A 22,256-nucleotide genomic window follows, 5' to 3' on the forward strand; every position below is an offset into this window, starting at 1 on the left:
TAGGAGTTTACACATGCCTTACGGGACACGTTACCCAACATTAGCTTTCCATACGGGAGGAGTAGGAGAATCCGATGACGGAATGCCTCCTCAACCTTTCGAAACTTTCTGCTATGACTCCGCTCTTTTACAAGCCAAAGTCGAAAATTTTAATATCGTTCCCTATACATCTGTACTACCTAAAGAACTTTTCGGGAATATTGTTCCCGTAGATCAATGTGTTAAATTCTTCAAACATGGTGCTGTTTTAGAAGTGATTATGGCTGGACGCGGGGCCGCGACAATAGATGGCACTCATGCAATTGCTACAGGTGTTGGCATCTGCTGGGGACAGGACAAAAATGGTGAGCTTATCGGTGGCTGGGCCGCAGAATATGTAGAGTTTTTCCCTACATGGATCAATGATGAGATCGCAGAATCACATGCAAAAATGTGGTTAAAAAAATCTCTACAACATGAACTAGACCTTCGCTCCATTGTCAAACATAGTGAATTTCAATACTTCCATAACTACATCAATATTAAGCAAAAGTACGGTTTCTCATTAACTGCATTAGGGTTTCTCAACTTTGAAAATGCCGATCCGGCAACAATTAGGTAAGGAGAATTCATGATTTCTAATGGGGGTAAAACGAGGAAAAATCTTGGCGCCATAGCTTTAGCAGGTATGGTAATTAGCTCCATGATTGGGGGAGGAATTTTTAGTCTTCCCCAAAATATGGCAGCATCCGCGGGAGCAGGAGCTATTATCTTAGCATGGATCCTGACAGGCGTAGGCATGTTTTTTATTGCCAATACTTTTAAAATTCTCTCATTAGTACGCCCTGATTTAACAACAGGGATCTACATGTACAGCCGAGAAGGATTTGGACCTTATGTGGGATTTACTATTGGTTGGGGGTATTGGCTATGCCAAATCTTTGGTAACGTCGGTTATGCCGTCATGACCATGGATGCATTAAATTATTTCTTTCCTCCCCATTTTAAAGGGGGAAATACTATCCCTGCAATTATTGGAGGCTCTATCCTTATATGGGTTTTCAATTTCATAGTCCTTAAAGGAATCCGTCAGGCATCTTTCATCAATATTATTGGAACAGTATGTAAACTTGTTCCTCTTATTGTATTTATTGTTATCACAGCATTCCTTTTCAAACTTGCTATTTTCAAAACTGATTTTTGGGGGCATACAGCTACAAAAGCTCAACCGTTGTTAGGATCAGTAACTAGCCAATTAAAAAGCACAATGTTAGTGACTTTATGGGCTTTCATTGGAATCGAAGGTGCTGTCGTTATGTCAGCACGTGCGAAAAACTCTAGTGCTGTTGGAAAAGCTACCCTACTAGGTTTTGTAGGATGCTTAACTGTTTATATACTTTTATCCATCCTACCTTTTGGCTCCCTATTTCAACATCAACTTGCTGATATTGCTAATCCTTCAACTGCTGGAGTATTAGATATTCTCGTGGGGAAATGGGGTGAGGTCTTAATGAACATAGGTCTTCTTGTAGCCATACTCTCCAGTTGGTTATCTTGGACTATGATTGTTGCAGAAATTCCTTATTCTGCAGCAAAAAATGGTACGTTCCCAGAGATCTTCACAATAGAAAATGCTGCGCATTCTCCTAAAGTCTCGTTATATATAACGAGTGCTCTTATGCAAATCGCGATGCTTCTCGTATATTTTTCAACAAATGCATGGAATACGATGTTGAGCATCACAGGAGTGATGGTTTTACCTGCCTATTTAGCAAGTGCCGCCTTTCTTTTTAAATTCAGCAAAGATAAAAAATATCCCAATAAAGGACCCATTAAATCTGCCACCGCAAAATACACAGGAATTTTCGGTGTTATTTATTCTATCTGGTTGATCTATGCTGGAGGTTTAAATTATCTATTTATGGCTATCATTCTCTTAGCCTTAGGTATTCCATTCTACATAGATGCTGGAAAGAAAGGTAAGAATGCGAAAACTTTTTTTGCAAAAAAAGAGGTTACAGAAATTACAATAATTGCTTTGTTGGCGTTATTAGCGATTTTCCTCTTTTCAACGGAAAAAATCCGTTTATAATGATCCCAATCACCCTTTGGGAGAAGCCTTCGGGCTTCTCTCATTTTTTCTTTAGTTCTCCTTTATTTTCTTCTACATTCCCCTCTGTTATTTAATACATTATTTGCTTATCCTCAGAAGTAGATATAGAGACAAATTCTTATTAAGATCGTAGATTTCAAGGTAAACGTATGCGTATAGCAGTTTTAGGAGCAGGTTATGCTGGGCTTTCTGTAACTTGGCATTTGCTACTACACTCTCAGGGAACAGCAACAATAGATCTTTTCGATCCCGTTCCTCTAGGTCATGGCGCATCAGGATTATCTTCAGGTCTCCTTCATGGTTTTACTGGGAAAAAAGCTAGTAAACCTCCACTTGCGGATTTAGGAATTACCTCTACTCACGGATTAATCACAGAAGCTAGCAAAGCATTGAATATTCCTATTGTTCTTTCTCGAGGAATAATCCGCCCAGCCATAGACGACCAACAGGCGGAAATTTTTATGAAACGCGTTGAAGAATTCCCTAATGAATTAGAATGGTGGGAAAAAGCACGTTGTGAAATGACAGTTCCGGGTATAGTTGCTAATCTTGGTGCTCTATTCATAAAGAACGGCGTAACTATAAATAATAACGCCTATATCAATGGTCTTTGGGATGCTTGTGCTAATCTTGGCACACAGTTTTATGACGAGCTTATAGAAAATATTGAAGATATTGAAGAGTTTTACGATCACATTATTGTAACTCCAGGAGCTAATGCTCATGTTCTCCCCGAATTAGAGAAACTTCCTCTATCTAATGTAAAAGGTCAGCTTATAGAAATTTCTTGGCCTGAAGACCTAGCAATGCCACAATTTAGCATCAATGCACATAAATATATGGTGGCAAACACAGAAAATAATACCTGCATTTTAGGAGCAACTTTCGAACACAATCAGACTGAACCTGTTACTGACGAAACTAGTGCTTATAATGAAATTATGCCTCCTATTCTTTCGTTATTTCCTGCTCTTAAAGAAGCAAAGATCCTCAACTATTATGCAGGAACGCGTTCGTCAAGTTCTACTCGCCTACCTTTAATTAGTAGAATAAAAGAAAACCTTTGGTTCCTAGGAGGCCTAGGATCCAAAGGTCTACTTTATCACGGTCTTACCGGAGATATGCTCGCTCAAGCTGTATTAAAACAATCTACAGCCTACGTAGCTAAAGAGTTTCTATTCACTCTTTAATTAATTTTTCTTTCGAGATCTGCTTCTCTAAATAAAAATCAAAAGAGAAATTAAAGAAAAAGGAAACTGCAGGTGTAAGGATTAATGCTATTGGCATAATCAATACCAAGACTTCCATCAAAAATGATCCTGTATTCATATCTGATAAACAAACTAAATGCGACATCAAATAAAACGAATCTAAAGCTAACCAGCTACACAAAGCTAAAGGTATTGCTGCTATGATAAATCCAATAAATTGATTTAAGATATTCCCCTGGAAACAACGAAGTAAGTGCATATAGTCAATGCTATCATGATCACTCAAAGCAGGTATGCAGAAAAATAGAGATACGAAAGCACCTAGAAATAGCAAGATCAAAGTTGTTGCTGAAAGGTAAGGAATAAAAATTAGCAGGGTATGGAAGAACTTACCAATCCAAGGTAAAGAGCTTAGAAATACTGAAAGTAAAATTATCGTGCTCACTACAACCATAGCTATAAAAAACGGCATGGACACAAGTAGTGATAACCAAAGCGATTTCCAATTCTTATGAAATGCTGAAATGATTTTACCCTCATTTCCCACAGATTCTTGTTTTAAAAGTGCCTGTACAATTACAGCAGAAGCACAAACAATACTGAAAGAAGAGAAAAAAGCTCCCAGTCCTAACGTTGATAACGAAAAACTAAGAACAAACTGTGAACATAGTTTTAAAAATATGGCAAAAACAAAACCAAAACAGCACAAACTAGAAAAAATAAAAAGAAATCGCTGTTTATTAAAGATCTTTTTAAAAGCATTTTGACTTAATACATCAAAAGATTGAGTCATAAATCACCCCCACTAACTTGCGCTATAACAAAGAGACATTGGCTTTTTCCTGAGAAATTTCATCCAAGGATATTTGAATCTTATTTTTTATAAAGGCATCCCAAGATAATCCAGGAACAATCTCGTAATCCCCAGAGGGCAACATACGACATGGGAAACCAAAAATTAAATCTTCAGGAATACCGTAAGGATTATAATCAGAACATACTCCAGTAGAGAACCACTCCCCATCTTTAGGAAGAAAAATAGAGCGTGCAGCTTCAGCTAAAGCACGAGCAGCAGATCCCGCGGAAGACTTTCCACGAGCTTCAATCACAGCACTTCCTCGATTTTGAATAGAGGGCAGCATGATGTTTTCAAGCCAATCACGATCGCTTATAACCTCTACAGCAGGTTTGCCTGAAATCAATGCCTGAGTGAAATCAGGAACTTGTTTTGCGGAATGATTCCCCCAAATAACAACATGAGTCACTTCATCCAAAGGTACTTCCGCACGATGTGCTAACATCGTATGCATACGATTTTGGTCCAAACGAAGCATAGAATGAAAATTCCTTCTATTCAATTTTGGAGCCTGATTCATAGCGATCCAGCAATTGGTATTTACAGGATTGCCGACGACCAAAATCTTTGCATCTCGTTTAGCAGAAGTGTTTAGCACTGAACCTTGAAGAGAAAAAATTTCTCCATTACGTTTTAAAAGATCCGAACGTTCCATTCCAGGACCTCGGGGTACTGCTCCTATTAGAAAAGCCGCATCAATACCATCAAAAGCATCTTCCAAAGAAGTTGTGACACGTAGAGATTGTAAAAGAGGATAAGCGCAATCATCGAGTTCCATACGCACACCGGAAAGCACTCTTTCTAAGCCTGGGAGGTCATACACACGTAGATCGATGCCACAATCATTACCAAAAACATCACCATGAGCTAGAGCAAATAAAAAACTATAGGCGATTTGCCCTGTTCCACCCGTCACAGCAACACTAACCGTACGTGTTAGTTTCATAATCACGCCTCCCTAAAAAAAATCACTATAATCTTTAAATAAAAACAAAATCAAGCGCGTCTATTTTTCGATAGCTAAAGAAAGAAAATCCCCCAGCTAAAACCGTGTTAAGAGGCGAAATACATAAAAGCGCTTGGCTCTTATCCACAATACTCCGCATCTGAATTCTATACCAAGACTTATGCTTTACTAACGTTTCTGTCAAACCATAGTTCCCATCCCAAACTCTTATAAAAGATAGGAATGTCCGAGTAAAAAACAAATTAGAAAAATCTCAAAAAAATATTCGTGTATGAAAAAAGACGAGGGGAGGCATTACTGCTTCTTAAAAACAGTTGTAAATTAAAAAAATGACAATGAAGAAGGGCTTAAAAGGCTATACGGTAGAAAACGGCTCCTCGAGCTCCTACCCAAACCCCCGTACCAGATTTGATGACCTGCTCTCCCTTACGAGTAGATAAAACACCGTGAATATCTAAAAATCCTGCTGAACGCACACGAATAAAAAACATAGCGTTTCATCCATCGCTTAGAAAATGAAAGCACTAATTATACCATAAAAACTATTAAAATATTCAGGAAAAACGATTCTTATCTCCCTGAAATTCCTAGATCTGGTCACTTTTATTTTTAGTATCATTAAAAAGTCTTAACAATACTTCTGCTTCAAGAAGGGTTCCTTCTTTGCCATGCCCTTGCATAATCTGCAGAACCTGATTTGCCAGGTCTTTCCCCAGGGTAACTCCTTCCTGGTCGAAGGAGTTAATTCCCCAGCAAAAGCCCTGAAAGACTATTTTATGTTCATAGAAGGCTAAAAGTCCTCCCATAGTGTAGGGAGTGAGTCTCTCAGACACAAGAATAGAGGAGGGACGATTTCCTCTAAAATTTTTATTCGGATTAGTATCTCCCCTTCCTTTTGCTAACGCTATAGACTGAGCTACCATATTAGCAAAAAGCTTTTGAGAAGAACTAGATCCAGCTATAACTATATCCTTTCCCCTTTGATTCTCAAGAAAACCAATGAATTCCACAGGAACAATATCACTACCTTGATGAAGACATTGGAAAAACGAGTGTTGGCTATTTGTTCCTATCTCACCCCAAATAATCGGACTTGTGGAAAAGCTTATTATCTCTCCATTCTGAGCAACACTCTTCCCATTAGATTCCATACCGCATTGCTGTAAATGGGCGGGAAAATATTCTAATCCTGTAGCATAAGGAACCACAACAGAAGTAGGATAACGTAAAAAATTACGATTCCAGATACCTAACATTGCTGATAATAAAGGGAGATTCTCATTCATACGAGGTTCTAAAGCTGCCAAATCCATAGCCGCAGCTCCTTCAAGGAGCTGTAAAAACGTATCAAAGCCATAGGCAAAGCCTAAAACAACTCCACCAACCATAGATGTGGAAGAATAGCGTCCCCCGATACTATCCCAAATATGGAAAACTTCAAGATATTTATCCGTATCATCCATAGGACTACCCTCACAGGTAACAGCAATGAAATGTTCTCTGAAACTCAATCCTTGTTTTAAGAAATGATCTGCTAGTAATTCTTCATTAACAGCAGTCTCTAATGTAGTTCCTGATTTCGATACAGTAACAACCAAAGTCTTTCGGCAATCTATCTCTTGTAAAACTTCTGCAGCATTGTCGGGATCTACATTAGAGACGAAATATACTCTCTTATCTGATAGACAACAGCCTTTTAAAGCACAATGTAAAGCTTTAGGTCCAAGTTCAGAACCTCCTATTCCAATTTGTACAATAGTTGTAAAAGCATCCCTATATTTATTAAGAAAATCTTTTAAACGTTGCGCTTCGATTTTTGATCTTAAAGAAATATCCTCGGCATTACCTTTTAAAGAGATTTCTTTAACCCATGCACGTGTCGCAGTATGTAAAGCAGGTCGAGATTCACTAGGAAAATTATCGATATAGTTAACAACTTCTCCATTTTGCATTGCCTGCATAGATTCGATAAGACCACGTTCAGAAGCTAAATCCGTTAACGCAGATAAAATACCCTCATCGATACGTTCCGTAGCGTAACTTAGTGTAAAGCCTTCTACAGACAAGGAAAATCTTTCTATACGCTCTTTAGAAATCACTCCGGGGATTGTCAAATCTATAGGCGCCACAGCTAAATCTTGTAATATCTTTGTTGAGGAGCTCTCTAAAAAGCCTTTTCTATCCATCGTCTACCTCGTCCTAGCTTAAAAACTATCTAAATATCTATACTCAAAACTATACCAGCCGAAGTTGGATTTTATGGCCTCAGCCCAGTTTTGTGATGTTATTCTTGAACAATTTGTTCTTTTTCTCTCGGTAGATCGCGGTCTTTGCCGCAATTCTATTTCTGCATATTATCAGGACATTACCTTATTCTTAAAAATAAGTGCCATTACATCAATCAAAGAAATTTCCCAAGATAGCGTATATCTGTTTGTTCAGCAGCTACATAAACGTAAAGAAGCTGAGTCTACTTTAGCCCGTCGTTTGATTGCCTTAAAAGTATTTTTTCGATTTCTTAAAGAGGCAAAGCTTCTTGATCATCCTCCTCTTATTGAACATCCAAAAATTTGGAAACGTCTTCCTTCTGTTTTAACACCAAAAGAAGTTGATGCTCTTTTATCTGCTCCTCAACAAACCAGAATTTCTCCTATCATTTCTACTAGAGATACCGCAATTCTCCATACATTATATTCCACAGGTATTCGCGTATCTGAGCTCTGTGGTTTATGCATTGGTGACGTTAGTGATGATTTTCTACGTGTTACGGGAAAAGGTTCTAAAACACGACTTGTTCCCCTAGGAAAACTCGCCTGTAAAGCTATCGATATCTATCTATGTTCTTTTAGAGAGAACTTTCAAAAGAAAAACCCAAAAGAACCTCACCTATTTCTCTCTGTACGCGGGCGCAAATTAGAGCGATCCTGTGTGTGGAGAAGAATCCATTACTACGCAAAGCAAGTAACCCATAAACGCGTCTCACCACATTCCCTAAGACATGCTTTTGCCACACATCTATTAGACAATAAAGCAGACCTCCGAGTGATTCAAGAAATGCTCGGGCATGCTCGTATTGCTTCTACAGAAATCTATACTCATGTAGCTGCGGATACCCTAGTAGAAAACTTTCTTTCCTATCACCCAAGAAATCCCTAGTCACAATGATAGAAAAACGTACCATCCTCAAATCGAGAATAACAATCTTCATTACTTTGTGATGTCCCGGTATAGCCTCCGTAAGTCTCAGGATAATAGTATCCATAATCATAAGGATAGTAGAAACTATAGGGAACATGACCGTTTTGTTCTTGAAATTGTAATCCCGATACAGGCACTGCCTTTACTAAGGACACAGACTCCAAAGCAAGGGAATTTTCTCCAAAAGCTACAGAAAAACAACAACTTAGGAAACAAGCGAAAACTAGAAGCATTTTCTTCATGAAATTCCTCAAAAAAATCTAAAACTCTAGATTTTATTTTACTACGAACGGGAATTTAATGATTTTCCTAGAGAAGAGATGTTGAAATGCCCAGGATAGGACTTGAACCTACATGCCGCGAAGCACTGGATCCTAAATCCAGCGTGTCTACCAATTTCACCACCTGGGCAGAAAAACACTCTATGGTGGTTAGCAGATTCATTTTGATTCCTATTACTGTTTTTGTAAATAGAAAATTCCTATATTCTCGAGTATTCTCTCCTAACTTCTAACCCTTTTATAATCAAACTTGCAGGAAAATGGGGTTTTATATAATTTTCATCATTTCTATGTCCCCATAACTTACTCGTGCGAAAATTAGTATGAACACTCCCCTGCCTTCAGCAGTCCCATCTACCAACATGACTTTAAAGGAAGATGCTTCATCTTCAGCATCAACAGCTTCCAGTATTTTAAAAACGGCAGCCGGAGATGTTGCGCTTTCTGTATTTACTTCAGAAGGATCAACGCCAGCCTCTCTAAGTTCTCTTGCTGCTTTTGCTCTTGCGCAAATTTCTGCAATTTCTGGAGAAAATGCTAATCTTCTACAAGATTGCTCCTACAATCTTGTTTTTCTTCCTCCGGAAACCGTTGAAGTTGAGATGCTCATCTCTGATCTCCTACAAGCTTTAGAAACTACAGATCCTACGAAAGCACAGGAACAATCAACAGCTTTAGGAAAACAAGAACAATTTCTTCCTCAAGAAGGAGGCAAACCTCAGGATGTGGCGCCAAGATCTACAAAAGAAACATACGCGACGCCGAAAGAATCACAACAATCCTCGAAAGCTTCCACTAACTATTCCTCTGTGAAAACTTCTGATTCTCGACCTTACACTCCCCATTCTTCAACCCAACATACCTTGGGACAATCTGCACAACGTGCTGTTCATACAACAGTATCCCAGCAATCTCGAACAGAAAAGGATGGAGAACACGTTTCTTCTCAATCTTATGGTTCCTTCGTTACAGAGAAAAAAGAACAGCAAATCTTCACAACAAAGTCTCAAGAATCTAAACAAGATCGCGAAAAGCGAGATCAAAAACAAGATCGACAACATGAGGGACAACATCAAGAAGATAATTCTCAAGAAAAAGAGCGAGGAAAAAAATACAAAGCTAAGGTTTCCTTCGAGGAAATTGAGGAAGTGTCTCACGAACTCTCTATAGCACATTTACGCTATCTTAATGATGCGCGGCAGTCTCGAGAGATTAACGTTGAGGAAGAAAAAACATTTAAAAGAAAAGCACAATCTCCCATGGCACTTTTCACGGCAGGAGCCCCCCTAAAAGGATTTGCGCCAATTCCCACTCCAAAAGTTGAAAACGTATTTATACGTTTTATGAAACTTATGGAAAGGATCCTCGGACAAGCTGAAGCCGAAGCTCAAGAATTATATCTGCGCGTTAAAGAACGCACTGATAATGTAGATACATTAACGCTACTTATTTCTAAAATCAACTCTGAGAAGGGTGCTATTGATTGGAGAGAGAATTCAGAAATGAAAGCTCTCGTAGATCAAGCTAGAAAACTTGGGGTAACGATAACAGACACGTTACAATGGTCTGAAGAAGAGAAAAAGCTTCTGAAAGAAAATATTCAGATGCGGAAAGAAAACATGGAGAAAATTACGCAGCTTGAGCGAACAGATATGCAAAGGCATCTTCAAGAAGTCTCACAATGTCATCAAGCACGCTCCAACGTATTAAAACTTCTTAAAGAACTCATGGATACCTTTATTTACAATTTGCGTCCGTAATGTCATATTTAGTTTATTTATTAGAAAAGATAGCTTCATCGAGCAAAGAAGATTATCCCTTTCCGGATGATTTAGAAAGTTATTTGTCAGGATATTTTCCAAATAAAGATCTGCCGTTAGATACGTATCAAAAACTCTTTAAAATTTCCTCTGAAGAACTGGAACGTGTTTATAAAGAAGGTTATAACGCCTATCTGAATAGAGAATATCAAGAAAGTAGTGAAACTTTTCGCTGGTTAGTCTTTTTTAATCCTTTTGTATCTAAATTTTGGTTTTCTTTAGGAGCATCGCTGCATATGAGCCAGCTTTATCCTCAAGCTCTACATGCCTATGCTGTGACTGCATTATTACGCGATAAAGATCCCTATCCTCATTATTACGCCTACGTCTGTTATACCCTCATGGACCAACATGAAAATGCGAGTAAAGCTTTAGAACTTGCATGGGAAAGAGCAAAACATCATAGCGCTTATCAAGAACTGAAAGCAGAAATCTTGGATATAAAAAACCATGCATAATCCCATAAATCTAGGGAACTGACTATGTCCTCCTGGCTAGCACAATCTACAGAGATTCTCTTAAATCAACAGCCTTATATTCCAGATAGTCCTAAGCAATCTGAAGGAATATCTAGTATAAAATATTCAATTACTCTAGCTCCAGAATCTTCAGGAAAATCTCTACAGAAATTCTTCACAGATAAATTTAGTAAAACCTTATTTATAAAAAGTGAAGGGCAGGTTATTACACATAAACAACTAACTCCTGCAAGTCCTAGAGAAAAAATCTTACAATTTGGAAGTTCTCCAGCATCACAATTACAAAAAAAAGAACAGTCATCAACATCTTCACCTTGGAACCTTTTTTCGCAGAAGAATTCCAAAGAATCGATGAGAATTTTGCTCAAAGATTTAATGATGCCGCAATCTCAGGAAAAAGCATCTGAAAAAAACTCTTGCTCTGAGAAATTCCTAGCCACACCAACAGCTAAACGATCTGAAGAACAAACAAAAACGCAAGATAGTTTAGATAAAGCTGAAATCTTCCGTGAATCTGCAGAAGATTTAGAACATAAAATCCAGTCTGAAAAGAAAACATTTTCTTCTCAGAATACTGATTTACATAGCAAAGAAGAAGACCGACTAAATCTAAAATCGCCACAAGGAAAATATAATAAAGGATTATCACAAGATGAGCATCCAGGAAAACAGCAGCAGCAAGAATGTATCTTTAAAAAATTCCAAAAAAATAAAAAAACACGAGCAGCTTCTGTTGTTCCTATTATTAGCCCTCCTTCTGTTGGTGTATTTACCTTGAGTTACCTCTTAACAAAACAAGGAATTCTTTCAGATTTTTCTGCCTATGCGTCCTACAAAGATTGTGTGGAAACGACCCAAAGGGAGTTAGAAGCAACACATGAAGAACGCATAAAACAAATCCAAAAATCCATAGAAAAAGAAGAACAGGCAAAACGCTGGGGTTCATTAGCTACTATTGTAGAGTGGATTACTCCATGGATCTCCATAGGATTAGCTTCCGTTGCTATAGTCATGGGTGGAGGTATTTTCTCTTGGGTAAGTTTACTTGCAGGTCTTATCGCCTTAACATTAACTTTATTAGACGCTTTAAATGGCTGGGAAGCTATTGAAAAACTTCTTCCGGGAAAAAATAAGCAATTAAAACAAAAAATATTGAAAATAGTGCAAATTGTTCTTTATGTCATAGCTGCCTTACTCTCTATCGCCACTTTAAGCATGGAAAATCTTGGGCTTTCTCCAATCGCAGAAGGAGCTATGCGAGGTATAGGCCCTGCTTTAGAAGGAGCTTTGGCTCTTTTACGCGGAGCTATGCTTTGGGTGCGATCCAGTCTATTTAAAATTAAATCCCACTACGTATCTCTTGAAACAAAAATAGAATTATTAAGTTTAGAAAGAGATGATTACCTTGCTCGCACTCAAGAACTCATAGAAAGTATTCATGATTCTTTCGAAAATCTCGCACGCGTGTTACAGTTATGCAGAGAAATGGATAGAACGTTTCTGGAAGCTCTAAGATAAATTCTGTTTTAAGGAATGTTATGACAGCATCTTGTTCAACAACAACGAGTACAACTTCAGAAAGTGCCGACCTTGATTTGTTAATGATAGAATCAGGATCAGAGGCATCTTCAACAACTGATGCTGAGGTTAGCGTTCCTGATTGTTGCCAAATGGCTATCTTACGTTCCATATCGGATACTTGCTTGAGTTTACTGAATCAATCAGGATCGGTATTTTCACAACTTCCTCCCCAAAACAAACCAGCACCTTCAGAGACTTTAATGGCAAAGAATGGTATGTTGATGAAATCTTCATCTCTACCGAATCTGTCATCACAAAAATCTCTAGATACATTTTCCTCTGCTAATAAAAATCCTGCTTTGCGACAAGCTAATCCATCCTCGTCTTTTTCCTCTGTAAAAGAACAAAAAGCGGAAACAAGTATGGGATTTTCTTCTTGCCTAGCTCCTAAAGACGAAAATTCCATAACAAAAACAACAACACTTGTCTTAAATCTACCAGAATCTAAAGATGATGGTCATGGAGAAAAATCATCCGTTCTCTTATGTACAACACAAGTTGAAGTTCAAACTTATGATAAACAAACCATAAAAGAGCACAGTCTAAAAGATACTGCTAAAACTTCTGAAGAAGCTACAAAATCTGCACCATCTTCACCAAAACCTTCCACATCTTCTCTCAGTCCTATGGCACTATTCAGCCATGTACAGAAAGAGACTACAGAAACACGTCTCGATACAAAATCTCAAGAAAAAGAAGAAGGAAAAGGAGAACAAGGACAGCAAGAACGTCAGGATCAGGAACAGCAACATCATAAACAGAAAAGAGACTTCGCTATTGAAGAGTTTTCTAATCAAATGTCTGTTCACTATACGCAGTCTTGTAGCTTACCTGACGAAATTATTGACTTCGCTCTTACAGAAGCACAGCTCAGCTCTCTGATGCGCATGCGTGTATCAAATCTGGATGTCCTTAGAATCTGTGCAGAAATTATGAAGCTCATGTTGAATAGCAGAGAACAAGATAATCTTTCTCGTTTAGAAGCTAGAAAGCATCTTTTAGAAAAAGCTAAAGAGCTTATTGAAAGTTATCAAAGTCAAGCCCAGATTTCACAATGGTTAGGAATTGCTACGGCAACTTTAGGTATCATAGGAGCTGCAACTCCGATTATTGGTGAAATCTCCGGAAAACGCATTCTAGAATTTATCCAAAAACATACAGGATTATGGAAAGGAGCAACAGCACGAACATTCTTTAAAGGTGCTGGTAAAATTTGTACTTCTCTATCACAGCTTACAGAGGCCTCATCAAAAATTTATGAGTTGAAAGAAACTGCATCACGAACATTTGCAGAAAATTATAAAGAGATATTCCGTATGGAACATGATGAAATCACCCGTTCTATCGAAGAGGTGAAAGATCATTGGAAAAATATGGATAATTTCTTACTACAGGTACTACAAACAGAACACGACGCTGTTCGTAGTCTTTATCAATAAAGAGTGCTTACCTTCGTATATTTTTATATGCTTTTGTCTTACCCCAAGGAAAAGTAACATCACAGCTTTTCTCTGTAACAAACATTGTATCTCCATCGGGCAACGAATCTAAAGAAAAGGAAATAGTGATGACTATATTCCCTGATTTTAGCTTTGCTAAAGCGGTTAAAACACCTTTCAATACCTTCAAAGAATACGACGAACCGTAAAAATAGACACAGGAAGCTTGAGATAATTCTGTTTCATAAAAATACTCTTTAAAAAATATTGTTGGCTGTGGAGATAACAGCTTATGCATGCGTGAAGCGAAGTTAATAAAAGCAGATTGATTATCTATACCCACAACCTGACATTTCAGAATATCGGAAAACCAAAAACACACTTTTCCTAATCCGCAACCTAAATCATAAACAATATCTTGAGAGGTAACTCCGAATTCTCTACTCACTTTATTTAATACTGACCAAGGGGTCTCTCCGTAAACATTCCCCTCCTTGAGCAAGGAAGATTGTGGCGAACGACGTAATCTCTTGTAGGGATTCCTGAATAAAGAATAAAAAAACTTCGCTAGATCATATACGATTAGTTTTGGGTATTTAATGTAGAGCGAGAAGAACAGATAAACATATTCTCTAATAGAGAAGACTATTCTATGAATTCCTACTCGCAATACATGTAAAAATGAAGACTTTTTAATTGCGAAGCTCTTTAGGCGGTTGGAATACGACATCTTCTATAGCAAATATATCCTCTTCAACTTGTAAATCGGGTATTAACTCTTTTAACCTAGAAATACAAGATTGAACAATATGCTCAGGAGTTGATGCTCCTGCTGTTATTGCAATATCACCGGAATAATTTAAAATCTCATCAGAAATATGATCCGGGCTGTTCACTAATCTAGCGGGAATATTTCGTTTTTCAGCAACTTCTCGCAAACGATTGGAGTTTGAACTTTGCACATCTCCAATAACATAAACAAAATTTACCTTAGGCAACACCGAGCGTAGAGCTTCTTGGCGATTTTGCGTAGCATAACATACAGAAGAACTAGGTAAGGTAACAATATTCGGATAACGCACCTTTAATGCTTGGGTAATTTCAGCAACATCATCCAAACTCAATGTTGTTTGAGTCACAAAAAATAAAGGTATCTCCACTCCGAAAGGAAGGTTAGCGACATCTTCCACCTTTTCCACTACCGTAACACTTTCAGGAGCTTCTCCACGAATCCCAATAACCTCTACGTGTTTTTTCTTTCCTATCAAAATAATTTGATAACCTTTACTTGCATAAAGCTTAACTGCTGAATGAATCTTAGTTACCAGAACACAAGTTGCATCAATATCAAAAAGATTCCGAGTTTTTGCTTCTTCACGAACTTCCGGAGGAATACCGTGAGCAGAATAGATAACCTTTTCTCCACAAGGAACATCACTAAGATCTTCAATAAAGATAGCCCCTCTCCTTTTGAGATCATCTACCACATGACGATTATGAACAATTTCATGTTTCACATAAATCGGAGGCCCCCATTTTTCTAAAGCAGCCTCTACCACTTGGATAGCACGAACTACCCCAGCACAAAATCCTCTAGGATTACTTAATATAACCCTACGCATACATCTCACCTCCAAAATTGAGCACGATGCTTAATAAAAAAACCTTTAGAAAAAGATTTTGCACTTTTTCTAAAGGTTATTAATATAACAGAAGATTTTTATATTGTTATATTTATTACGAGCTAGTTCTTATATTCTATGTTTCTTCCGAATGAGAGACAGTTTTATCCGCTTCTTTCTCAATGAGATCAAGAACTAAACCTTTCACATTATTAATGTAATTAGAATATTTGCCTGTTTGTAGGTCCGTATCTGTAACATCTAAAAATACATCAGGAGAGACTCCTAAATTCTCTATGAAAGAACCATCTGATCTCACTGCTAAAGATCCAGTTAAAGAACAATGTTTAATTCCTGTTCTATTAGGGAACTCTACGTTAAAGACAAAACCTCCAGCTCCTGCTGTAGTCATTCCTACAATCAAGGCTCGATTATTATCTTTCATAATCGCAGGGAATAAATCTCCACAGGAGAAATCTTCTTCGTTAATCATGACACATATAGGATGTGAATAATGATTATCAGGATGTGGGTGCACTTTAGCAAATCCTAATAAAGGCATAGGTATAGAGAGATTAATATCTCCATTTGCCCAGCATTTTAAAACGGTATTAGAAAATGTCTGTAAATAGCCTACAGCATTCATATCGATAGGATAACCTTCCATATCATCACCGAGAGCATTTCTTGCTTGCTCATCAGTTTCAACACCATCAAGAAGGTTCAACCATTTTACTGCAGATTGAACTTCACTTTGGGTTAAAATCATCCTATGCTTAGGTGTTTCTAAAGGTCTGTCTGTTAATCTAGAGATCAACCCATAAAGATAGAATACACTACCACCAGGATTGTTTGTCTGATCAATAATCAAAGCTTCTGTTTTCTCTTCCATCACCTTAATAATATCATCGAAGTCATTCCATGGGGATTCCATATTCATAACACTACGGTCTTCCATGTCTGTCCAAGAATATGTAGAAATTCTAAGAAATCCAATATTGTGAGACTGTCCACGATTATCTGTACATGTGAATATATAGGCATGATAAGGACCACTGTTAGCTCTCCATGTCACATGTCCGAAATCAGGGAAAAAGCCTTTTTTACTCCCAATATTATAATCACTATTTAAACCGCGTTTATACTGCTCACGTAGTTCACGCCAGAAATAAGGAACCATTTCGTTTGTGAATAAGCAACTTTCAGAAGCGTTAGATATTAACGGTAAAGCACGTCCTGATCTCATCTCGATTACAGGCTCTTTTATCAAAGGAGCTATTAAAGATAGATCCTGAATATGTTCAGGAGTATGGCGCCATTTAACTTTTACAGTACGGGTTAAACCACTGGGACGACGAACTTTTAACGTAGCTATTCCTACAGGAACTTGATGACCGAGGGCAGAAGAGCGAGAAAATAGTGTTCTTGCGGCTGCGGCGTAATCAGAAGGAGCACCTCTACCAGTACGCACGCTTTCGATCGCCTGCATAATCGGCATACCGTCCATTTCTAAAATCTCATCATTTACAGAAATATCGGAACTATATGTATGTACATCAACAACAAAGCACTTATGAGAACTGCTTAACTTGATTGTATAAGGTAAATGAGAGTTCTCCGTAGCGAAGAAAGTAATCCCAGCATGAAAGTCATTTAAATCAGAGATATATTGCGCAAGAACTGTTTGGCAATGCTTGGTTGAAGGATTTTCCTCGATACACAATTTTAAACGCGCTTGATCCGTTGCATCCTTCAAATCCCAACGAAAAAGCTTATGCTTCCACTCTTTAGGAGCGTATTTAACATCAAGTAAGTGTTCTAAAAAATCCAAATCTGAACATGCATTTTTTTGAACTAAGGTCTTAGCAGAACCTGAAATTTGAAAACCTAATACTAGGGAGCAAATCAAAGCTGTAATTTGTTTTACTTTCATATTTACCTCTCTTCCAAATAGAGAATGTTTATAAGGAGGCGGTATGATAGAGGTACAAAGATTTTATTAAAACAAAGTTTTAAAAAAAAATTTTTACTCGAGAATAACCAACTCAAAAAAACATAGCGATACGCTCGAGCATAAAATATGAAATAAGACCGCCAAAATAACTAGCTAGTGCAATCCAAGAGATCTTCTTAAAATACCATAGGAAATCAACTTTCTCGATACCCATGAAGGCAACTCCAGCAGCTGATCCAATGATTAAAATACTTCCCCCGGTACCTGCTGCATAAGCAATCAACTTCCATAAAGTATCGTCCATTGGGACTTGATACATACCCATAGTCGCAGCAACAAGAGGAACATTATCCAATACGCTTGAAATAAGACCAATAAAAATAGCCACAATATTCCTAGAAAATATCCTGTCCATGCTCATTGAAAGTTCAGAGAGAACATTAGAAAAAGTCAAAGCATTAACAGCTAATAAGATACCTATAAAGAAGGTAATAGAGGAAATATCGATCTTCGTTAAAATATGAGGAATACGTAAGTGATAGCGATCTTCCCCGTGGGGAGAATGAATCCAGTCGCTAGCCAACCAAACAAGCCCGAGTCCTAATAAAGCTCCAATAAATGGTGGAACACCTAAACAGGCTTTCCAAATGGGAACCATCAATAAAGATCCCAAACCAATACAAATGATTAAACCACTTTTTTTAGGAGACCCTTCCATCTCAACATCCTTAGAGATCATTCCCGTGGTTCTCTTCTTAAGCATAAATTGTGCGCAAATTCCGGCTATAAGAACACAAACTAAACTAGGAACAAATAAAGCACGAATGATTCCCCAAGAGGTCACTTTATTATTAATCCACAGCATTGTTGTCGTTACATCTCCTAAAGGGGTCCAAGCACCTCCAGCATTTACACTAATGACGCAAATCGCTCCTAAAAGTAGACGATCTTCTCGAGACTTAACTAAACGCTTCAAAATAGAAATAATGATGATGATAGATGTTAAATTATCCAAGGCAGCGGATAGGAAGAAAGAAAGTCCTATCAAAACCCAAAGAAGCAAGGTCCTAGATTGTATATAACAACATCGCACTATAATCGAAAACCCCTTGTGTGCGTCTATGAGTTCAACAATGGCCATCGCTGCGAATAAAAAAAAGATTACCTGAGCCATATCAGCAATTTCTTCAGCTAGAATCATGTGATCCGCATGTTGCATATGAGAAAAATAAACTAGCCACATTAAACCTCCCATAGCTAAAGCTACAGCAGATTTATTCACTCGCACAATATGCTCGAAAACAATCGCGATATATCCAAATAAAAACAGAGCACACAATTGGAATTTCAACATAATGACCTCAAAAATAATTCTACGAACTAGTGTACTCCTATTTACAGGTTAGGTAAAGTAGGAAAAATCTTTCTAAATTAAGAAAAGCGTTTCTTTTTATACACTAAAATCAAAAATTTGTTATTTAGCACCGTTTTATACAGCAATTCTATATTCTTGAAGCTTAGATTTGAAGAAACAAAACGTCTATAAACAGAATGAACTATTTGACAAAGATACTAAAGAACAGAACAATAATAAAGTTCTCTAGTTCTGAATCCACGTTAGGAGTCTAGTGAAAGTCGCCTTATCGTTTAAACACCTTGTTCCCAAGCTTTATACTTGTATTAAGGAAGGTTACACCTTCAATACATTTAAAAAAGATTTCTTAGCCGGACTTACTGTAGGCGTTCTAGCATTTCCCTTCGCTATTGCTATTGCAATCGGTGTGGGCGTATCCCCTATTCAAGGTTTGCTAGCCTCGATCATTGGAGGTTTCATAGCCTCTGCTTTAGGTGGTAGTCGTGTTCTTATATCGGGACCAACAAGCGCTTTCATCTCTATACTTTACTGTATCTCAGCAAAATATGGTGTTGAGGGGTTATTCACAATTACCCTAATGGGAGGGGTATTCCTAGTAGCCTTTGGACTCACTGGGCTTGGCACTTTCATTAAATATATGCCATATCCAGTAGTTACAGGATTAACAACAGGTTTAGCTGTTATCATTTTTTCCTCTCAAATTAGAGACTTTTTAGGTCTACAAATGGGAGACAGCGTTCCTACAGATTTTATTGCTAAATGGATAGCTTACTGGGATTATCTGTGGACATGGGATAGTAAGGCTTTTGCCGTAGGGTTATTTACCCTACTGATCATGATTTATTTCCGCAATTATAAGCCACGATATCCAGGAGTAATGATTGCTATTATCTTAGCTTCGACACTAGTGTGGTTGCTAAAAATCGACATTCCTACGATTGGTAGTCGTTACGGAGCTCTCCCACAGTCAATACCCTTGCCTTCATTTCCACATCTTAGCCTGACAAAAATTTTACAGCTTATGCCGGATGCTTTAACTATTGCTGTTCTTTCCGGTATCGAAACTTTACTTTCAGCTGTAGTTGCTGATGGTATGACAGGATGGAGACATCAATCCAATTGCCAACTTGTTGCCCAAGGTATCGCAAATATCGGTACATCATTCTTTGCAGGAATGCCTGTAACAGGTTCCTTATCAAGAACCGCAGCAAGTATTAAATCTGGAGCTACAACTCCTGTAGCAGGATTAATTCATTCAGCCTTTATCTGTGTTATTCTTTTAGCTTTAGCACCGCTAACCGTAAAAATCCCCCTTACCTGTTTGGCCGCTGTTCTTATTCTTATTGCTTGGAATATGAGTGAAATCCATCACTTTATTCATTTATTCACTGCGCCTAAGAAAGATGTTGTTGTTCTCTTAACCGTCTTTATTCTTACAGTTATGACAACCATCACCTCTGCAGTGCAAGTAGGTATGATGTTAGCCGCATTTCTATTCATGAAACAGATGAGCGATCTATCTGACGTGATATCTACAGCAAGATATTTTGATGAAAATAAGCAAGCAAAAGATGATGATCTATTTTCAAAATCTGAAGTTCCTGCACATACAGAAATCTATGAGATCAACGGTCCTTTCTTCTTTGGAATTGCTGATAGATTGAAAAATCTTCTCAATGAAATAGAAAAACCCCCAAAGATTTTCATACTATGTATGAGCCGTGTACCTACAATTGATGCATCGGCTATGCATGCTCTAGAAGAGTTCTTCCTAGAATGTGATCGTCAAGGAACGCTTTTACTTTTGGCAGGAGTAAAAAAAACACCGCTAAGCGATCTTAAACGCTATCATTTAGATGAGCTTATCGGTGTTGATCATATCTTTTCAAATACGAAGAGTGCTCTTTTATTTGCTCAAGCTTTGATCAATTTAGAGAGCAAATCCTCTCATTAATGTTTCCCTACCATAGATTCGGGAACAACAAAACGATCGAACTCTTCCCCAGATAGGTATCCCATCTGTATACAAGCTTCCTTTAAGCTTATATTGTCATGGAAAGCTTTTAAAGCCATTTTAGAACATTTATCATATCCCAAAACTGGAGTTAAAGCTGTAACAAGCATTAAAGAATTATCCAAATATTCTTTAAGACGATATTTGTTCACACGCAAGCCTGAAACAAAGTAATCCGCGAAAGCTTGCATAGCTCCCGAAAGAATATCTACAGATTGTAAAAAATTATAAATTATCAATGGTTTCATGACATTAAGTTCAAAATTTCCTCGACTTCCACCAACGATTACTGCCTGGTTGTTTCCTATGACCTGAGCACAAACCATTTGTAAAGCTTCACATTGTGTAGGATTGATCTTACCAGGCATTATTGAAGACCCGGGCTCATTCTCAGGAAATAGTAATTCTCCTAAACCACATCGAGGACCCGATCCTAAAAAACTCAGATCTGTAGCTATCTTTGTTAAAGCACAAGCTAAAGTAGCTAAAACACCATGAGCATTCACTAGTGTATCGTGATTAGATAATGCTGAGAAATAATTCGATGCAACAATAAAAGGCTCTCCTGTTTCCTGACGTAAATAGTGGATAACTTTATCTATAAATCCATCAGGAACATTCAATCCTGTACCTACTGCGGTTCCCCCTATAGCCAACTCATACATGTGTGTAAGGGAAAACGCGACTCTTTCTAAAGATTGACGTATCTGATTACTATAACCAGAAAACTCCTGTCCTAATGTCATAGGAACAGCATCCATTAAATGTGTTCTCCCTATCTTTACACAATCGCGAAATTCAGCAACCTTAGCATCCAATGCCCTTTGCAGATGATCCATAGCAGGAATGAGCTTTTTCTTAAGACTGATCACCGCAGCAATATGCATCGCTGTGGGGAAAACATCATTAGAAGATTGGGATTTATTTACATGATCGTTAGGATGTATTGGTATTTTGCTACCTAGAACACCTCCATGACGTTGAATAGCTAAATTAGCAATAACCTCATTTACATTCATGTTGGATTGCGTACCGCTACCTGTTTGCCACACTTTTAAAGGAAAGTGCGCGTCAAACTTGCCTTCAAGAATCTCATCAGTAGCAGAAACAATCATGTCACAATATTTTGAATCTAGAAATCCTAGATCACGGTTTGCTTTAGCAGCACACTTTTTAATCCTAACTAAAGCACGAATAACTTCTTGAGGCATAACCTCAGGAGCCCAAGAAAAATATTTTTGAGAACGCGCAGTTTGCGCGCCATATAATTTATCTTCAGGGACTTCCACAATTCCTAAACTGTCATTTTCTTGCCGCATATATTCTATTCCCTTATGATTCCTTCATTATGTCTTCCCACTACATTT

19 protein-coding genes and 1 tRNA gene are annotated in these 22,256 nt (G+C 37.8%); 9 read left to right on the forward strand and 11 right to left on the reverse strand.

What is annotated here, in order from left to right; genetic code table 11:
- Positions 1 to 13 precede the first annotated feature (13 nt).
- From aaxB to C10C_RS03695, 3 genes are all read left to right on the forward strand, one after another.
- On the forward strand, positions 14 to 601 hold the full coding sequence (gene aaxB / locus C10C_RS03685) for a pyruvoyl-dependent arginine decarboxylase AaxB (RefSeq protein ID WP_117274485.1): 588 nt from the start codon (positions 14 to 16) through the stop codon (positions 599 to 601).
- Positions 602 to 610: 9 nt separating this feature from the next.
- Entirely contained in the window at positions 611 to 2,071 is a 1,461-nt protein-coding gene (gene aaxC / locus C10C_RS03690) for an arginine/agmatine antiporter AaxC (protein ID WP_117274486.1), read from the forward strand.
- Positions 2,072 to 2,241: 170 nt separating this feature from the next.
- The gene (locus tag C10C_RS03695) at positions 2,242 to 3,282 is read left to right on the forward strand and encodes an FAD-dependent oxidoreductase (protein ID WP_117274487.1); all 1,041 of its coding nucleotides are present in this window, start codon (positions 2,242 to 2,244) and stop codon (positions 3,280 to 3,282) included.
- Here C10C_RS03695 and C10C_RS03700 read toward each other — a convergent pair.
- The 4 genes from C10C_RS03700 to C10C_RS03715 all read right to left on the reverse strand — a co-directional run bounded on the left by C10C_RS03700 (position 3,272) and on the right by C10C_RS03715 (position 7,312).
- The gene (locus tag C10C_RS03700; RefSeq protein WP_117274488.1) at positions 3,272 to 4,096 is read right to left on the reverse strand and encodes a hypothetical protein; all 825 of its coding nucleotides are present in this window, start codon (positions 4,094 to 4,096) and stop codon (positions 3,272 to 3,274) included. The two genes, C10C_RS03695 and C10C_RS03700, sit on opposite strands and share 11 nt — an antisense overlap.
- A gap of 22 nt (positions 4,097 to 4,118) precedes the next feature.
- Positions 4,119 to 5,105, reverse strand: a complete 987-nt coding sequence (locus C10C_RS03705; RefSeq protein ID WP_117274489.1) for a malate dehydrogenase — start codon at positions 5,103 to 5,105, stop codon at positions 4,119 to 4,121.
- Positions 5,106 to 5,473: 368 nt separating this feature from the next.
- Complete coding sequence (gene ltuA, locus C10C_RS03710) at positions 5,474 to 5,617, reverse strand: protein LtuA (protein ID WP_117274490.1); 144 nt, start codon at positions 5,615 to 5,617, stop codon at positions 5,474 to 5,476.
- Positions 5,618 to 5,713: 96 nt separating this feature from the next.
- Positions 5,714 to 7,312, reverse strand: coding sequence for a glucose-6-phosphate isomerase (locus tag C10C_RS03715; RefSeq protein WP_117274491.1), 1,599 nt, complete (start codon positions 7,310 to 7,312; stop codon positions 5,714 to 5,716).
- 73 nt (positions 7,313 to 7,385) lie between these two features.
- Between C10C_RS03715 and C10C_RS03720 the strand changes: the two genes are divergently transcribed.
- Entirely contained in the window at positions 7,386 to 8,282 is an 897-nt protein-coding gene (locus C10C_RS03720) for a site-specific tyrosine recombinase XerD (RefSeq protein WP_117274492.1), read from the forward strand.
- Here C10C_RS03720 and C10C_RS03725 read toward each other — a convergent pair.
- Positions 8,279 to 8,566: a hypothetical protein gene (locus C10C_RS03725; protein WP_174222234.1), complete on the reverse strand. Its 288-nt coding sequence runs from the start codon at positions 8,564 to 8,566 to the stop codon at positions 8,279 to 8,281. The two genes, C10C_RS03720 and C10C_RS03725, sit on opposite strands and share 4 nt — an antisense overlap.
- A gap of 87 nt (positions 8,567 to 8,653) precedes the next feature.
- Positions 8,654 to 8,735, reverse strand: a tRNA-Leu gene (locus C10C_RS03730).
- Positions 8,736 to 8,928: 193 nt separating this feature from the next.
- Here C10C_RS03730 and C10C_RS03735 point away from each other — a divergent pair.
- Genes C10C_RS03735 through C10C_RS03750 form a run of 4 tightly spaced genes read left to right on the forward strand, consistent with a single transcriptional unit; the run spans position 8,929 to position 13,924 of the window.
- Positions 8,929 to 10,365, forward strand: coding sequence for a hypothetical protein (locus C10C_RS03735; RefSeq protein WP_117274494.1), 1,437 nt, complete (start codon positions 8,929 to 8,931; stop codon positions 10,363 to 10,365).
- Positions 10,365 to 10,883: a SycD/LcrH family type III secretion system chaperone gene (locus C10C_RS03740; protein WP_117274495.1), complete on the forward strand. Its 519-nt coding sequence runs from the start codon at positions 10,365 to 10,367 to the stop codon at positions 10,881 to 10,883. Before C10C_RS03735 ends, C10C_RS03740 begins: the two co-directional genes overlap by 1 nt.
- A 24-nt stretch (positions 10,884 to 10,907) precedes the next feature.
- The gene (locus C10C_RS03745) at positions 10,908 to 12,422 is read left to right on the forward strand and encodes a hypothetical protein (protein ID WP_117274496.1); all 1,515 of its coding nucleotides are present in this window, start codon (positions 10,908 to 10,910) and stop codon (positions 12,420 to 12,422) included.
- A 20-nt stretch (positions 12,423 to 12,442) separates the two neighbouring features.
- Positions 12,443 to 13,924: a hypothetical protein gene (locus C10C_RS03750; protein WP_117274497.1), complete on the forward strand. Its 1,482-nt coding sequence runs from the start codon at positions 12,443 to 12,445 to the stop codon at positions 13,922 to 13,924.
- A 7-nt stretch (positions 13,925 to 13,931) separates the two neighbouring features.
- Here C10C_RS03750 and C10C_RS05270 read toward each other — a convergent pair whose 3' ends face one another.
- From C10C_RS05270 to C10C_RS03770, 4 genes are all read right to left on the reverse strand, one after another.
- On the reverse strand, positions 13,932 to 14,372 hold the full coding sequence (locus tag C10C_RS05270) for a class I SAM-dependent methyltransferase (RefSeq protein ID WP_275667689.1): 441 nt from the start codon (positions 14,370 to 14,372) through the stop codon (positions 13,932 to 13,934).
- A gap of 244 nt (positions 14,373 to 14,616) precedes the next feature.
- Positions 14,617 to 15,546 carry a 4-hydroxy-3-methylbut-2-enyl diphosphate reductase gene (gene ispH, locus C10C_RS03760; RefSeq protein WP_117274499.1) on the reverse strand — a complete coding sequence of 310 codons (930 nt, stop codon included), beginning with the start codon at positions 15,544 to 15,546 and terminating at the stop codon, positions 14,617 to 14,619.
- A 136-nt stretch (positions 15,547 to 15,682) separates the two neighbouring features.
- Entirely contained in the window at positions 15,683 to 17,479 is a 1,797-nt protein-coding gene (locus C10C_RS03765) for a protease-like activity factor CPAF (RefSeq protein WP_117274500.1), read from the reverse strand.
- Positions 17,480 to 17,591: 112 nt separating this feature from the next.
- Complete coding sequence (locus C10C_RS03770) at positions 17,592 to 18,854, reverse strand: NhaD family Na+:H+ antiporter (protein ID WP_117274501.1); 1,263 nt, start codon at positions 18,852 to 18,854, stop codon at positions 17,592 to 17,594.
- Between the two features lie 274 nt (positions 18,855 to 19,128).
- On the opposite strand from C10C_RS03770, the gene C10C_RS03775 reads away from it, so the two are divergent.
- Entirely contained in the window at positions 19,129 to 20,829 is a 1,701-nt protein-coding gene (locus tag C10C_RS03775; RefSeq protein ID WP_117274502.1) for an SLC26/SulP family anion transporter, read from the forward strand.
- Here the strand turns inward: C10C_RS03775 and fumC are convergent.
- Positions 20,826 to 22,208 carry a class II fumarate hydratase gene (gene fumC / locus C10C_RS03780; RefSeq protein WP_117274503.1) on the reverse strand — a complete coding sequence of 461 codons (1,383 nt, stop codon included), beginning with the start codon at positions 22,206 to 22,208 and terminating at the stop codon, positions 20,826 to 20,828. The genes C10C_RS03775 and fumC overlap by 4 nt on opposite strands.
- Positions 22,209 to 22,256: the final 48 nt, after the last annotated feature.

Source organism: Chlamydia poikilotherma (assembly GCF_900239975.1).
Taxonomy (GTDB): domain Bacteria; phylum Chlamydiota; class Chlamydiia; order Chlamydiales; family Chlamydiaceae; genus Chlamydia; species Chlamydia poikilotherma.

Excerpts from the sequence above, each read along its gene's own strand:
- C10C_RS03700 (WP_117274488.1), bottom strand. The coding sequence starts at position 4,096 with ATGACTCAATCTTTTGATGTATTAAGTCAAAATGCTTTTAAAAAGATC.
- C10C_RS03750 (WP_117274497.1), top strand. The coding sequence starts at position 12,443 with ATGACAGCATCTTGTTCAACAACAACGAGTACAACTTCAGAAAGTGCC.
- aaxB (WP_117274485.1), top strand. The coding sequence starts at position 14 with ATGCCTTACGGGACACGTTACCCAACATTAGCTTTCCATACGGGAGGA.
- C10C_RS03765 (WP_117274500.1), bottom strand. The coding sequence starts at position 17,479 with ATGAAAGTAAAACAAATTACAGCTTTGATTTGCTCCCTAGTATTAGGT.
- C10C_RS03705 (WP_117274489.1), bottom strand. The coding sequence starts at position 5,105 with ATGAAACTAACACGTACGGTTAGTGTTGCTGTGACGGGTGGAACAGGG.
- C10C_RS03740 (WP_117274495.1), top strand. The coding sequence starts at position 10,365 with ATGTCATATTTAGTTTATTTATTAGAAAAGATAGCTTCATCGAGCAAA.
- ispH (WP_117274499.1), bottom strand. The coding sequence starts at position 15,546 with ATGCGTAGGGTTATATTAAGTAATCCTAGAGGATTTTGTGCTGGGGTA.
- C10C_RS03745 (WP_117274496.1), top strand. The coding sequence starts at position 10,908 with ATGTCCTCCTGGCTAGCACAATCTACAGAGATTCTCTTAAATCAACAG.
- aaxC (WP_117274486.1), top strand. The coding sequence starts at position 611 with ATGATTTCTAATGGGGGTAAAACGAGGAAAAATCTTGGCGCCATAGCT.
- C10C_RS03735 (WP_117274494.1), top strand. The coding sequence starts at position 8,929 with ATGAACACTCCCCTGCCTTCAGCAGTCCCATCTACCAACATGACTTTA.
- C10C_RS03770 (WP_117274501.1), bottom strand. The coding sequence starts at position 18,854 with ATGTTGAAATTCCAATTGTGTGCTCTGTTTTTATTTGGATATATCGCG.
- C10C_RS03695 (WP_117274487.1), top strand. The coding sequence starts at position 2,242 with ATGCGTATAGCAGTTTTAGGAGCAGGTTATGCTGGGCTTTCTGTAACT.
- fumC (WP_117274503.1), bottom strand. The coding sequence starts at position 22,208 with ATGCGGCAAGAAAATGACAGTTTAGGAATTGTGGAAGTCCCTGAAGAT.
- C10C_RS03720 (WP_117274492.1), top strand. The coding sequence starts at position 7,386 with ATGGCCTCAGCCCAGTTTTGTGATGTTATTCTTGAACAATTTGTTCTT.
- ltuA (WP_117274490.1), bottom strand. The coding sequence starts at position 5,617 with ATGTTTTTTATTCGTGTGCGTTCAGCAGGATTTTTAGATATTCACGGT.
- C10C_RS03725 (WP_174222234.1), bottom strand. The coding sequence starts at position 8,566 with ATGAAGAAAATGCTTCTAGTTTTCGCTTGTTTCCTAAGTTGTTGTTTT.
- C10C_RS03715 (WP_117274491.1), bottom strand. The coding sequence starts at position 7,312 with ATGGATAGAAAAGGCTTTTTAGAGAGCTCCTCAACAAAGATATTACAA.